The following is a 13,810-nucleotide window of genomic DNA, read 5'->3' on the forward strand; positions in this document are numbered from 1 at the left end:
CGCTCGTTCCTCGCTCCGCCACGCGATTTCGCACTCCGACCGCTGACTTTCCTTCACCTCCACTCGCTTCGCTCCCTCCGGCGCAGGAAAGTCTGACTGGCGGCCTCCGGCCGCTCTCCTCGCTGCGCTCGTCGATCACACGTGGACATACCGCAACCTCCCGGCGGCCTCCGGCCGCGAAGGGGCGGGGCACCATCACGTGGCGGACTGCCCCGTAAGGACGCTTCCGGACCGGCAATTCGCCAATGGGGGTACACGGCGGCCTCCGCCACAAAAAGCGAGACACAACCACGAGGCGGACCACCCCGTGGAGTCTGCCCAGACCGGCAACTCCGGGCACGCACCGCGACCCCGCCGCAAAGGGACGGGCACCATCACGAAGCGGACCGCCCCACGAAGCGCTTGGACCGGCAACTCCCCCAGGGGTACACGGCAGCGTCCGCCACAAGAAGGCGGGACACCATCGCGAGGTAGACCACCCCGCCGAGACTCCGCCGGACAGACAAACCCCGGCGCGCACCCGCGGCCCCGCCGCAAAGAGGTGAGACACCATCATGAGGCGGACCGCGCCGCGAAGGCGCTTCCGGGCCGGGAACTCCTCCAGGGGTACACGGCAGCCTCCGTCGCAAAGGCGGGACATCCATCACGAGGCGGACCACCCCACGAAAAAACGCGTCCGGGCCTGCAACTCCGCCAGGGGTGCACGGCAGCCTCCGTCGCAAAGGCGGGACATCCATCACGAAGCGGACCGCCCCTTGGGAACTTGGCCCAACTGGCAAACACCCCGGCACGCAACACAGCCGCCACCGCAATCAGGTGAGACAGCGTTCACGAGACGGACCGCCCCGTGGGGACCTGTCCCGACCAGTAACTCCCCGCCTGCAATCCGCCTCCACCCCGCACGGGGGCGGACCCCGCCCGGGGTGGACCGCCCCGTGAATTGCCGCTTCCAGCCAGGGACTTCCGGTTCGGGGGGGGTGCTCCCCCGCCGGCCTCACGTGCTGTTTGGGGTGCGGGCGTGGCGTTGTGCTACAAGGCTGTGCCGGCGAGCCAGTGTGTCAGCAGGGGTTCGTCGCCGAATACCTCTACGGCTTCGGTGACCGGAGCGCGGCGGTTCAGGATGAGCATTACGGCTACCGCATCGCCGCGGAGGGCGGTGTTGCCCTTGGCGTGGCCTCGGGTCCAGGTGTAGCCGTCGGGGGTGAGGGTGATGGTCCACTCGCCCGGGCGGTCGCCGCCTGAGGTGTGGATGTGGAGGGATTCGCCGTTGCCGTGCGGGAGTTCTCGGTCGCCGAAGCCCGTGCCGGGGATGACGGTCAGGAGTTCGTCGATGCCGTCGACGGCGAGGTCCGGGTCGACCTTGGGGGTGATGCCGAGGGCGAGTTCGGCGTCGATGCGGTGGATCAGGGTCTCGTGCACCATGCGGCGGCCCCAGAACCGGGCGTGCGGGACGGGGCCGAACGTCCAGGCCGGGGCGTCCGGTCCTGCCTCCTTGAGGTACGCCGCCGAGCGCCGTGCGCCCGCCGCCAGCCACTCCGGCAGACCCGACGGGTCGTCCGGCAGGCCGAGGTCCAGCGAGCGCGCCACGACCGGGGTGGACGCCGCGCCCGCGCGTACGTTCGCCGCCGACCACGCGTGGGCGATCCCGACGTGCTTCACGAGCTTCGCGAGCGTCCAGCCGGGGCAGGTCGGCACTTCGGTCGTGAGGTCCGCTCCCGACACCGCCTCGGCGAGTACGTCCGCCTGTGCGACGAACAGGTCGCAGTAGTGGTCGTGGTCCCAGGCGTAGTACGGCTCGGCCATGGCCTGCCCCCGTCTCGAATGTCCCGGAGAAGTATCGGTCTCGTCAGCAGCATTCGACCCTATTGTTCGTCCTCTTGGGGCCGCTTCGCCGCTCATCCGATGCGCCGCTCCGGCCGAACTAACGCGGATCAGCGCGGATCAGCCCGGACCAGCCGGATCACCGGACCAACCGAATCAGCGCGGGTCGAAGCACATCTCCGTGTCGCAGCGCACGTCCGCAGGCGCGAGGCCGACCGGGAGGCCGGTCTCGGCGTAGCCCTCCGCGCCGCCGAAGACGGTCGTGGTGGCCGGCTCGCCGCCCAGGACCGCGGTGGCGAGGATCATCGCCCCGGCGGTCCACGCCGTACGCTCCTCGGGCCATATGGCGTCGTCCTCGAAGACGTAGCCGGTCCAGTAGAGGCCGTCGTCGTGGCGCAGGCGCTGGATCCAGGAGACGATCTCCACCGCGCGGTCGCTCTGTCCCAACGCCCACAGGGCGATGGCCAGTTCGCAGCTCTCCGCGCCGGTGACCCACGGCCGGTCCGAGACGCAGCGCGCGCCGAGGCCGGGGACGACGAAGGTGTCCCACTGGTCGGCGATGCGCGCCTGAGCGGCGTCACCGCGCAGGGCGGTGCCGAGGATCGGGTAGTACCAGTCCATCGAATAGCGGTTCTTGTCGAGGAACCGCTCGGGGTGCGACACGACCGCGTGGCCGAGGCGGGCGGTGGCCAACTCCCAGTCGGGCTGGGGCTCGCCGAGGTGATCGGCGACCGCGAGGGCGCAGCGCAGCGCCTGGTACATGCTCGACGAGCCGGTGAGCAGGGCGTCCGGCACCGCGGTGCCGTCGGCCTCGCGCTTCCAGCGGATCTCGCCGCCGGGCGCCTGCAGGTCGAGGATGAACTGCGTGGCCGCCTTCAGGTGCGGCCACATGCGGACCAGGAACTCTTCGTTCCCGGTGAGGAGATGGTGGTGCCAGAGGCCGACCGCGAGGTACGCGGTGAAGTTGGCCTCCTTGTTGTGATCGGTGACCACGCCGTCGGTGTACGCCGCGTACCAGGACCCGTCCTGGTTCTGCCGCGACGCGAGCCAGCGGTACGCCCGCTCCGCCTCGGCGTGTCGTCCCGCCAGGTCGAGTGCCATCGCGGCCTCGGTGTGGTCCCACGGGTCCAGGTGCCCGCCCACGAACCACGGGATCGACCCGTCGGGCCGCTGCACCGACGCGATTCCGTCGATCGTCTTCCCGATCTGATCAACCGTCAGGACCCCGTCCAGGGCCAGGATTTCGAGGGAATCCCGGCCCGTGCCCCCGTGGGCCCCGAGGCGCGTCACGCCGCGTCCTCGGTGGAGGCGGCGCGCGGCTTGACCGCGTACACGACGAAGCTCTTGCCGATCAGCGGGTTGAGCGCCTTTTCCGCCCAGCGGGTCGCGCGCGGTGCCTTCATGATGTCCCACACCAGGAGCTTGTGGTACATCCGCACCGGCAGCGCCTTGTCGTTGTCGACGCCGACCGCGCACTTGATCCACCAGTACGGCGAGTGCAGCGCGTGTGTGAAGTGGTCGCCGTACGGCTCGAATCCGGCGGCCTCGACGCGCTCGACCAGCTCGTGTCCGCGGTAGATGCGGATGTGCCCGCCCTCGACCTCGTGGTACGCGTCCGACAGCGCCCAGCAGACCTTCTCCGGCCCGTACCGCGGCACCGTCATCGCCGCGAGCCCGCCGGGCTTGAGCACCCGGAACATCTCCGCCAGCACGCCTTCGTCGTCCGGGATGTGCTCCAGTACCTCGGAGATGATCACGCGGTCGAAGCTGTCGTCCGGGAACGGCAGGTCGAGCGCGTCACCGGTCACCGCGACCGCGGTGGCGCCCTCGGGGGCCTCGCCGGCCTCGGACATCGCCTCGAACATCGTGTTGACCTCGCGGACGTCCTTCTCGTTGCGGTCCAGCGCGACGACGTGCGCGCCGCGCCGCAGCACTTCGAACGAGTGACGGCCGCCGCCGGCGCCCAGGTCGAGGACCCGGTCCCCGGGCGCGAGCGGGAAGCGTGAGAAATCCACGGTGAGCAAGTCGGCGGCTCCGTCTCCTGTGCAGAACTGCTAAGGCTTCGCGAGGTCGTTCGGGGCGGGGCGGGTGGGGGTTACGCGTGGACCGCGCGGGCGTCGGCATGGGCGTCGATCGCGACGCGGTAGCGCTCGGCGGTCAGGGCCGCCGCGTTGCGCCACGTGAAGCGTTCCAGGACGCGGGCCCGCCCGTTGCGGGCGAGCCGGGCTCTCAGCTCCGGCTCGTCCAGCAGCCGGCCGATGGCCTTGCGCAGCGCCTCGGCGTCGCCGGGCGGCACCGCGAGGCAGGTCTCGCCGTCGGGGCCGGCGACCTCGGGTATGGCCCCTCCGGTGCTGGCCACCAGGGCTGTCCCGCAGCTCATCGCCTCGGCGGCGGGCAGCGAGAAGCCCTCGTACAGCGAGGGTACGCAGGCCACCTCGGCGCTGCGGATCAGGTCGACCAGCTCCGCGTCGGTCAGGTCGCTGACGAAGCGCACCGCGCCGCCCAGGCCGAGCTGCCTGATCGCGCGCATGACCGGACCGTCGGTCTTGGGCTTGCCCACGACGACCAGTTCGGCCTCGCGCTCGGTGCGCAGCTTGGCGAGCGCCTCGACGAGATGGATCAGGCCCTTGAGCGGTACGTCGGCGCTCGCGGTGGTGACGATGCGCCCGGGCACCTTGGCAACCGTGTCACTCGGCGAGAACAGTTCGGTGTCGGCGCCGACCGGGACGACGGACACGCGGTCCGGGGAGACACCGAGGTGTTCGACGATCTCGGCCTTCGAGGAGCCCGAGACGGTGACGACCTCGGGGAGGCGGGCGGACACGCGCTTCTGCATGGTGGTGAATCCGTACCAGCGGCGCAGCGTCAGCTTGCGGCGCAGCGTCGCGGCCCCGGCGATCTCGAGGGCGCGGTCCACGGTGATCGGGTGGTGGATCGTGGTGACCAGCGGGAAGCCCATGCGGGGCAGCGCGAGCTGGCCGTAGCCGAGGGTCTGGTTGTCGTGCACGACGTCGAACTCGGCGCGGCGGGCCTTGAGGTGCCGGGCGGCGCGCAGCGAGAACGTCAGCGGCTCGGGGAAGCCCGCGGTGAGCATGCCGCCGACCTCCAGCACGTCGATCCAGTCGCGGTACTCGCGCGGTCGCGGCAGCCGGAAGGGGTCCGGGTCGCGGTACAGGTCGAGGCTGGGCAGCTTGGTGAGCTTGACCGGGTTGCCGGGGACGTCGTCGACGACGGCGTACGGCGGTCCGGTGATGACCTCGACGTGGTGGCCGAGGCGGGCCAGTTCGCGCGACAGATGCCGGACGTACACTCCCTGACCGCCGCAGAACGGGTCGCCGCGGTACGCCAGGAGGGCGATTCGGAGCGGCCGATCCGCGGGGGAAGGCGCGGCGGAGGCCGGAGATTCCGCGGCCCCCACGGTCTTCCGTATCACGAATGGCCCCCTTCGACGCTCTTGGCGGAGCATAGTAGTCGCGTAATCTAGAACGAGTTTCAGTATTGAGCGCAGATTGGCCCGTCGGAGACTGCAAGATACCGCCGGGCACCGGTCACTACGGCCACGGCGTGACCCGTAACACACGCAACGGCCGTATCTGAAGTGCAGTCAGGTGAACACCAGTGTCCGGCATGCCCAGGACGACGACAGACGGGCGGATGATGACGACGTACACCAAGGCCCCGGGAGCGCCCCTGACCGAGCGCCAGGAGGCCCGCAGACGCAGGATCCTGAGGGCCACGACCCGCCTCGCGGCACAGGGCGGGTACGACTCCGTCCAGATGCGTGAGGTCGCCGAGCTGTCGGAGGTCGCGCTCGGCACGCTGTACCGCTACTTCCCCTCGAAGGTGCACCTGCTCGTCGCCACGATGTACGACCAGCTCGAACAACTGGGCGGGCAACTGCGCCGCAAGCCCAACAAGGGCCTGCCGCCGCGCGACCGGGTCGTGGACACGCTGCTGCGCGCCTTCCGGGGCATGCAGCGCGAGCCGCACCTGACCGAGGCGATGATGCGCGCGCTGCAATTCGCGGACCGCTCGGTCTCGGCGGAGGTGGACGGTGTGAGCCGCATCACCACCCAGATGATCTTCGAGGCGATCCACGAGGACGACACGGTCGAGCCGAGCACCGAGGAACTGGCGGTGATCCGGGTGATCACCCACACCTGGCACTCGTCGCTGATCTCGTGGCTCAACGGCCGCGCGTCGATCTCCCAGGTACGGCTCGACATCGAGACCGTCGCGCGGTTGATCCCCGAGGACGCGCCCGGCGGGACAGCCGGGGAAGGCTCCGCGGCACCGCACGCCAGGTGACACGTGTCGCCCGCGCGGCACGGCGCGCGCGGAGCGGATTCCGGGCCGGCCAGGGCCCGGAACCGCCCGACGCACGTACTCCCCCGTCACCCCCGTCAGGCTCCGCCGCCCGCCGTCACTCCGGCGGGAAGAGCATCTCGCCGGACTCCGCGTCCACGATGCTGATCGCCTCGACGGGACAGCTCTCGGCCGCCTCCATGATGCCGTCGGAGGAGTCCAGGATCTCCAGGCGCGGGTGCGACTGCCGGCCCGCGTCGAGCTTGAAGTCGTCGGGCGCGCTGCCGATGCACATGCCCGAACCGATGCACACGGACCTGTCGACCTCGACGCGCCACTTGTCGCCCATCGGGTAAGTCACCTCTTCGTTCGCGGTTCTCGTGTCGTACTGGTCGTACTGGGTCGTACTCCGGTCGTACCGGTGGCTCCTTGGTGCCGTCGGCGCGGGCCGTTCCGCGCCGTTCGCGCCGTCCCGCGCTGTGCGGGCCCGTCAGCCCTCGTAGCCCTTGGGCATCGCGATCGACTTGCTCTCGACGTACGCCGCCAAGCCCTCGGGGCCGAATTCGCGCCCGATCCCGGAGTTCTTGAACCCGCCGAACGGGCCGTTGAAGTCCACGCCGTAGGTGTTGACCGAGTAGGTCCCGGTGCGCACCTGACGCGCGACGTCGAGACCGCGCTCGATGTCCTCGGTCCACACGCTGCCCGACAGGCCGTACTCCGAATCGTTGGCGATCTTCACGGCCTCCGCCTCGTCACCGTACGGCAGCAGGCACACGACCGGGCCGAAGATCTCCTCGCGCGCGACGCGCATCGCGTTGTCCACGTCGCCGAACAGCGTCGGCTCGACGTACCAGCCGGTGGGCTGCGAGGCCGGGCGGCCGCCGCCGACCAGGAGCTTGGCGCCCTCGTCCTGGGCGATCGCGATGTAGTCGAGCGAGCGCTGCCGCTGCCGGTCCGCGACCAGCGGACCGACCTGCGTCGCGGCGTCCAGCGGGTCGCCGACGACCAGTTCGGACACCCACGCCGCGATGCGCTCGCTGACCTCGTCGTAGCGGCTACGCGGCACCAGGATGCGGGTCTGCGACACGCAGGCCTGGCCGTTGTTCATGTACGCGTTCGGCATCAGGCCGGTGACCGTGTGCTCGAGGTCGGCGTCCGGCAGGATGATCGCCGCGGACTTGCCGCCGAGTTCGAGGGTCACCCGCGTGAGGTTGCGGGCCGCGACCTCCATGATGCGCTTGCCGGCGTTGACCGACCCGGTGAACGCGACCTTGTCGATGTCCGGGTGGCCGACGAGGTATTCGCTGACCTCGCGGTCGGCCGGGACGATGTTGAGCACGCCCTCCGGCAGGCCCGCGTCCTTGCATATCTCGGCCAGGATGTACGCGTCGAGCGGCGTCTCGGGGGACGGCTTCAGAACCACCGTGCAGCCCGCGGCGAAGGCCGGGCCGAGCTTGGCGGCGGTGACGAACTGCGGGACGTTCCACGGCACGACGGCCGCGACGACGCCGACCGGCTCGCGGCGTACGACGAGCGGGTTGAGCACGCCGGCGCGGCGCTCCTCCCACTGGTACGCACGGGCGGTGTTGATGGCCGTGTCGTACAGCATCCCGGCGCCCATCGACTGGGCGAAGATGCTCCACGAGTAGGGCGAGCCGTTCTGCGAGCTGACCAGCTTCGCGATTTCCTCGTACCGCGTCATGAACGCGTCCTTGATGCGCCCGACGACCTCCAGGCGCTCCTCCAGTGTCATGCGCGGCCACGGGCCGTGGTCGAACGCCTTGCGCGCCGCGGCGACGGCGGCGTCCACGTCGGCCTTCGACGCGTGCGGCACGCGCCCGATGACCTGCTCGGTGTGCGGGGACACCACCTCGATGACGTCCGACCCGTGCGGATCGACGAGGCTTCCGCCGATGAACAGTTGACCGTGGTCCAACACGTCCGTCACCTGGTCCTCCTGGGGCTGCTGCGGGGCGTTGCGGGCCGGCTCCGGGCCGGCTGCCTGGATGTCGGTCGCCGTGAGTCACGCGTCCGCGAGAAAAAAGAAGAGCCGAGTAGAACAGATATCAGTTGGACGCGGTGGTAACAACGGATTCCCGGTACCAATGAGACTGGAGTCTCACCCGGCGTCCCATAAGGCCCGCAAACCACCCCCCGCGGAATTACTAGACCTCGTCAACTATATTGCGCACTAGAATCGTGCATAGTGCACCGACCCGGGGAGGACGCCATGGCGGCAACGGAGCCCGACAAGGCACCTGACAAGGCGTCATCCACCGTGTCCGCCACGGACCTCGGCGGCGGCGTGTGGACGATCCCTGTCCCGATCCCGGACAACCCGCTCGGCAACACCCTCGTGTACGTCCTGGAGAGCGAGCGCGGACCCGTGCTCGTCGACGCGGGCTGGGACGACCCGGCATCGCTCGCGGCGCTGACCTCCGGCCTGGAGTCGATCGGCACCGCCATCACGGATGTGCACGGCGTCCTGGTCACCCACAACCACCCCGACCACCACGGCCTCTCGCAGGCGATCGTGGACGCGTCGGGGGCGTGGCTCGCGATGCACGAGGCGGACGCCGCACACGTGCACCTCTTCAACACCGCGCCGCGCTCGCAGTGGCTCGAACACCACCTGGCGATCCTGCAGGCCGCGGGGGCACCGCAGTCGGCGCTCGACGACCTCACCGGCCTGCGTACCGCCTCCATCGCGAGGAAGCCGCGCATGCGCCTCGCGACCCCGGACCGCACCCTCGTGCACGGCGAACTCGCGGATGTGGCCGGGCGCGACGTCCGCATCGTGTGGACCCCCGGCCACACCCCGGGCCACGTGTGCCTGCACCTCGAAGAAGCCATCGGCCCGGCCGGCGAACGCGCGGGCCGCCTGCTCTCCGGCGACCACCTGCTGCCCGACATCACCCCGCACATCGGCCTGTACGAAGACACCGAGGAGTCCGACCCCCTGGGCGACTTCCTCGCCTCGCTGGCCAAGGTCGCCTCGATGCCGGTCACCGGCGTACTGCCCGCCCACAAGCACCTGTTCACCGACGCGGCCGCCCGCGTCGACGAGATCACCGCCTTCCACGAGACGCGCCTCGCGAACCTGCGCGCCCGGCTCGTGGCCGCGCCGCTGACCCTGTGGGAGATCGCGGTCGGCATGGACTGGAACCGCCCCTGGGAGCAACTCAACGCCCAGAACCGGCAGATCGCCCTCAGCGAAGCGGCGGCGCACCTGCGCCACCTCATCAAACGCGGCCAAGCCGGCGCAGCCACCCTCGACGACCCGATCCGCTACACAGCGTCGTAACCTCCTACGGCGGCAAACCCCTACTACGGTGCCGCCCTCGAAGACCTCCCCGACCTCTCCGCGGCCGTCGCCTGGAACCGCGCCGCGCCGTCCAGGTGCGGGTACTTCAGGCTGACCGGATCCGGCGGCGTGGCCGCCAGCAACGCACGCAGCGCAGCCGCGTCCCGCCCCCCGACCGCAGCCATCACCCCGTCAGCATTCGCCGCCCCACCGGCCATCTCGCCGTCCCCGATCCGCCCGCCCTGGCAGGGCAGTCCGGAGAAGACCACCCAGCCGTCGGGTGCCGCGCTCCGCTCCGCCCGGAACACCGCGACGACGTACGTCGATCCGACCTCGTAGCGCGGCTCCCCCACGAGGGCGTAGGGCGGGCGCCCGTCGCGCGCCCGCACCCCAGCCGCGTACGACCGGAACACCCCGGGCACGGCGGCGCCCTCGCGGCTCCACACCGCCTCGTCGACCCGCATGTCGACCACGCGCAGCCACGGCCCCTCCGGACCGTCGCGCTCCCCGGTGACGGTCACGACCATCACGTGGTCGCCGTAACTCACCCAGTCGACGGCGTCCCGGGCGGGGATCACCCGGGGCTCGGAGAAGACCCCGTCGGACCGCCCCGGCTCCGCCCCCACCTGCGCGTCCCCGCTCCGCCCACACCCGCCAAGCACCGCCGACAAGGCCACCACCCACACCAGCCCCAAAGCCCGCCGCATCCCGGCCCCCCAACACACCCCAGGCCACTTCGACGCCCCACCCACCCAACCGGTTCCGACGACGAGTTTGATTTTCACCCTACGCATTCACTCGAACACGGATAGCGTTCCCGTGTTGGCGCGTCGACTGCTGGGCCACACTGGAGCCAGCAACCGCGAGAGGAGCTCGGGCGCATGAGCGTGGACTATGCCGATGTGTGGCACATGCCCCTCCCTGCCAAAGCCCACGACATGTGGGTTCGCGACGAACTCGCCGACTACCTGCACCTGCCGAACGACGGCACGCGCGTGGAGATCGTCGGAGGGGAGATCGTCGTGTCGCCAGGCCCCAGCCTGAATCACAACTACATCGTGGCCACGATTCAGGACACTATGGCGGTCGCTCGCAGCGTTCGCTCGGACTTCCCGTGGCGAGTCGTCCAGACGACGGATCTGAACCTCCCCGAGATCCGCGACGGGTACATCCCCGACCTGATCGTGATGCACCCTGACGCGCTACAGGCGGCGTTGGAGGCCCAGGCCAAGCACGTCACACCGGACGACGTCGCGTTGGCCGTGGAGGTCACGTCGCCGTCGAACGCGGTGAAGGACCGAGAGCCTGGCCTGCACCACCGCAAGGACACCAAGTGGAACGGCTACGCGCGAACCCTGGTTCCGCACTACCTGCTCATCGATTGCGCGCCCTCGGCTCGCCGCATCACCCTGTATTCGGAGCCCGACGCGGCGACCCGCAGGTATCTGTCCCACGTCACCTGGAAGTTCGGCGAACCGGTGCAACTCCCCGCGCCGTACAAGGTGGAGATCGACTCGGTGGACTGGCGGGACTGGGACGAGTGACGTCGGGTGCCCCCGTCGAGGCGGGGGCACCTGTAGGGGTCAGAGGCGTTGGATGAGGGTTGCGGTTGCCTGGCCGCCGCCGGCGCACATGGCGATGAGGGCGGACTCCTTGTCGGTGCGCTCCAGTTCGTGCAGGGCGGTGGTGAGCAGTCGGGTGCCGGTCGCGCCCACCGGGTGGCCGAGGGCGATCGCGCCGCCGTTGACGTTCACCTTGGACATGTCCGCGTCGAAGGTCTTCGTCCAGGCCAGGACGACCGCCGCGAAGGCCTCGTTCACCTCGATGAGGTCGATGTCGTCGAGGCTCATTCCGGCACGGCCGAGGACCGTACGCGTGGCGGCGATCGCGCCGTCGAGGTTCAGCGAGGGGTCGGATCCGACCAGGGCCTGGGCCACGACGCGGGCGCGGGGGCGCAGGCCGAGGGCGGTGGCGGACTTCTTGGAGGACCACAGAACTGCCGCCGCGCCGTCGGAGATCTGCGCGATGGTGCCCGCGGTGTGGATGCCGGCCGGCAGCACCGGACGGAGCGCGGCCAGCGCGTCGAACGAGGTGTCGCGCACCCCCTCGTCCTCCTCGACCAGGTGCCACGCGTCGTCGCCCGCCGGGACCTTGACGCCGAAGGTCTCGTGCTTGAAGCGGTGGTTGTTCCACGCCTGCCGGGCCCGCTCCTGGGAAAGCAGGCCCAGGCCGTCGGCGGCCTCGCGGGAGACGCCGTACTTGCGTGCGACGCGCTCCGCGGCCTCGAACTGGGTCGGCAGGTCGATGTCCCAGGATGCCGGGTAAGGGCTCCCGGCCGCGGCGCTCGCGGTGCCCAGCGGTACGCGCGACATCGACTCGACGCCGCACGAGATGCCCACGTCGATCGTGCCGCCCGCAATCAGGGCCGCGACGAAGTGGGCGGCCTGCTGGCCGGAGCCAGACTGCGCGTCGACGGTGGTGGCGGCGGTGTCGTACGGCAGCCCGGCCGCCAACCACGCGTTGCGCGCCACGTTGGCGCTCTGCTCGCCGGCCTGGGTCACGCAGCCGCCGACGACCTGTTCGACGATGTCGTCGTGCACTCCCGCGCGGGCCAGCAGCTCGCGGTACGTCTGGCCGAGCAGCTCGGCCGGGTGCAGCCCCGACAGGGCGCCGCCGCGCCTGCCGACCGGCGTGCGCACTGCCTCGACGATGACGGGTTCAGCCATGACAGGTCCTTTCCTCTCGGCCGCACCGGAGCCGCGTTGATCCGGCGTCGTTCCGGCCGTGAGGGGTTTCTAACTCCGCCGCACGGACCCGCACAAGAGGTTGACATGCTCCTAACTGTCTTACCTAAATACCAATAAAAAAGACATATAGGCGACCCTAAGGCAGCTTTTGCGGCATTTGGACGTTGTCATTAGGCACCGTCAGAAACGTTGTCGGGTACGGGAGTCCGGCGTCGGGGCGGGCACCCTCAAATGCCCGCCCCGACGGACCGTCAGACGGTCTGTGACCTCGCTCACCGACCGGGCAGCCGCGCGCTCACGCCCGCGCACCGGTCAGGGCGGCAGACGACCCCGGCACACGACCCGGCGCGCGGTCAGCGCGCCGGCCCGGTGACCACCGGCTCGGACTCCAGCTCCGCCGCCTCCTCTTCGGTGAACACGCGCGAGCGGATCAGGAAGCGGAACCCGGTGGGCGCCTCAACCGAGAACCCGCCTCCGCGACCCGGCACGACGTCGACGGTCAGGTGTGTGTGCCGCCAGTACGCGTACTGCGCGGCACTGATGTAGAACGGCGTGTCCGCGACGTCGCCTAGGTAGATGTCCGCGTCACCGACCCGGAACTCGCCGAGCGGGTAACACATCGGCGACGAGCCGTCGCAACATCCGCCGCTCTGATGGAACATCAGGGGCCCGTGCCGCTCGGCCAGTTCGCCGAGCAGCGCGGACGCCGCCGGGGTGATCGCCACCTTCTCCAACATGCGCGCCTCCGGCCCGGTTGAAGCCTCGGACGGGCTCCAGGTCGTGTCTCCTAGAAAAACCCGAGCTTCTTCGGGCTGTAGCTGACCAGCAGATTCTTGGTCTGCTGGTAGTGGTCGAGCATCATCCGGTGCGTCTCGCGCCCGATGCCCGATGCCTTGTACCCGCCGAACGCCGCATGCGCGGGGTACGCGTGGTAGCAGTTCGTCCACACGCGCCCGGCCTTGATCTCGCGGCCCAGGCGGTACGCGCGCGTCGCGTCGCGCGTCCACACCCCCGCGCCCAGCCCGTACAGCGTGTCGTTGGCCAGGCGCAGCGCCTCCGCCTCGTCCCCGAACGTCGTGACCGACACCACCGGCCCGAAGATCTCCTCCTGGAAGATGCGCATGTCGTTGGTACCGCGGAAGATCGTCGGCTCGACGTAGTAGCCCTCTTCGAGCCCTTCGACGATCTTGCGGCCGCCGCCGATCAGCACCTCGGCGCCTTCCTGCCGCCCGATGTCCAGGTAGGAAAGGATCTTCTCCAGCTGGTCGTTGGACGCCTGGGCGCCGACCATCGTCGCCGGGTCCAGCGGGTCGCCCTGCACGATCGCCCGAGTACGTTCCAACGCCCGTTCCATGAAAGCGTCGTAGATCGACTCCTGGATCAGCGCGCGCGACGGGCACGTGCACACCTCGCCCTGGTTGAGGGCGAACATGACGAAGCCCTCGACCGCCTTGTCGAGGTAGTCGTCGTCGGCGGCCATAACGTCGGCGCAGAAGATGTTCGGGCTCTTGCCGCCGAGTTCGAGCGTCACCGGGATGATGTTCTCGCTGGCGTACTGCATGATCAGGCGCAGCTCGATGCGGTCCTCGACGGTCGGCTCGGCGAGGAAGAAGGCGCCGTGCTGGGCGGACAC

General features: G+C 70.1%; 12 protein-coding genes and 1 pseudogene. 3 read left to right on the plus strand and 10 right to left on the minus strand.

The window, feature by feature from the left end:
- Nucleotides 1–1,029 precede the first annotated feature (1,029 nt).
- The 4 genes from AB0C36_RS40360 to AB0C36_RS40375 all read right to left on the minus strand — a co-directional run bounded on the left by AB0C36_RS40360 (nt 1,030) and on the right by AB0C36_RS40375 (nt 5,287).
- On the minus strand, nt 1,030–1,803 hold the full coding sequence (locus tag AB0C36_RS40360; RefSeq protein ID WP_358364044.1) for a maleylpyruvate isomerase family mycothiol-dependent enzyme: 774 nt from the start codon (nt 1,801–1,803) through the stop codon (nt 1,030–1,032).
- A 174-nt stretch (nt 1,804–1,977) separates the two neighbouring features.
- The gene (locus AB0C36_RS40365) at nt 1,978–3,111 is read right to left on the minus strand and encodes a prenyltransferase/squalene oxidase repeat-containing protein (RefSeq protein ID WP_435839214.1); all 1,134 of its coding nucleotides are present in this window, start codon (nt 3,109–3,111) and stop codon (nt 1,978–1,980) included.
- Nucleotides 3,108–3,845: a class I SAM-dependent methyltransferase gene (locus AB0C36_RS40370; protein WP_358364046.1), complete on the minus strand. Its 738-nt coding sequence runs from the start codon at nt 3,843–3,845 to the stop codon at nt 3,108–3,110. The genes AB0C36_RS40365 and AB0C36_RS40370 overlap by 4 nt, the downstream gene beginning before the upstream one ends.
- Nucleotides 3,846–3,916: 71 nt before the next feature.
- Nucleotides 3,917–5,287: a glycosyltransferase family 4 protein gene (locus tag AB0C36_RS40375; RefSeq protein WP_358364049.1), complete on the minus strand. Its 1,371-nt coding sequence runs from the start codon at nt 5,285–5,287 to the stop codon at nt 3,917–3,919.
- Between the two features lie 161 nt (nt 5,288–5,448).
- On the opposite strand from AB0C36_RS40375, the gene AB0C36_RS40380 reads away from it, so the two are divergent.
- The gene (locus AB0C36_RS40380) at nt 5,449–6,129 is read left to right on the plus strand and encodes a TetR family transcriptional regulator (RefSeq protein WP_358364052.1); all 681 of its coding nucleotides are present in this window, start codon (nt 5,449–5,451) and stop codon (nt 6,127–6,129) included.
- A 115-nt stretch (nt 6,130–6,244) separates the two neighbouring features.
- Here the strand turns inward: AB0C36_RS40380 and AB0C36_RS40385 are convergent, their stop codons facing one another.
- Nucleotides 6,245–6,475: a ferredoxin gene (locus AB0C36_RS40385; protein ID WP_358364054.1), complete on the minus strand. Its 231-nt coding sequence runs from the start codon at nt 6,473–6,475 to the stop codon at nt 6,245–6,247.
- A gap of 141 nt (nt 6,476–6,616) precedes the next feature.
- Nucleotides 6,617–8,074, minus strand: a complete 1,458-nt coding sequence (locus AB0C36_RS40390; protein ID WP_358364057.1) for an aldehyde dehydrogenase — start codon at nt 8,072–8,074, stop codon at nt 6,617–6,619.
- Between the two features lie 282 nt (nt 8,075–8,356).
- Here AB0C36_RS40390 and AB0C36_RS40395 point away from each other — a divergent pair, with 282 nt between their 5' ends.
- The gene (locus AB0C36_RS40395) at nt 8,357–9,430 is read left to right on the plus strand and encodes an MBL fold metallo-hydrolase (RefSeq protein ID WP_358364059.1); all 1,074 of its coding nucleotides are present in this window, start codon (nt 8,357–8,359) and stop codon (nt 9,428–9,430) included.
- Between the two features lie 23 nt (nt 9,431–9,453).
- Here the strand turns inward: AB0C36_RS40395 and AB0C36_RS40400 are convergent, their stop codons facing one another.
- Nucleotides 9,454–10,056: a hypothetical protein gene (locus tag AB0C36_RS40400; RefSeq protein WP_358364062.1), complete on the minus strand. Its 603-nt coding sequence runs from the start codon at nt 10,054–10,056 to the stop codon at nt 9,454–9,456.
- 255 nt (nt 10,057–10,311) lie between these two features.
- Here AB0C36_RS40400 and AB0C36_RS40405 point away from each other — a divergent pair, with 255 nt between their 5' ends.
- Nucleotides 10,312–10,974: a Uma2 family endonuclease gene (locus AB0C36_RS40405; protein WP_358364065.1), complete on the plus strand. Its 663-nt coding sequence runs from the start codon at nt 10,312–10,314 to the stop codon at nt 10,972–10,974.
- A gap of 39 nt (nt 10,975–11,013) precedes the next feature.
- Here AB0C36_RS40405 and AB0C36_RS40410 read toward each other — a convergent pair whose 3' ends face one another.
- The 3 genes and pseudogenes from AB0C36_RS40410 to adh all read right to left on the minus strand — a co-directional run.
- Entirely contained in the window at nt 11,014–12,156 is a 1,143-nt protein-coding gene (locus AB0C36_RS40410; protein ID WP_358364067.1) for a steroid 3-ketoacyl-CoA thiolase, read from the minus strand.
- A gap of 374 nt (nt 12,157–12,530) precedes the next feature.
- Entirely contained in the window at nt 12,531–12,914 is a 384-nt protein-coding gene (locus AB0C36_RS40415; protein WP_358364069.1) for a DUF779 domain-containing protein, read from the minus strand.
- 50 nt (nt 12,915–12,964) lie between these two features.
- A pseudogene (adh, locus tag AB0C36_RS40420) lies at nt 12,965–13,810 on the minus strand (aldehyde dehydrogenase); the annotation flags it as partial.

The organism is Streptodolium elevatio (assembly GCF_040649515.1).
GTDB lineage: Bacteria > Actinomycetota > Actinomycetes > Streptomycetales > Streptomycetaceae > Yinghuangia > Yinghuangia elevatio.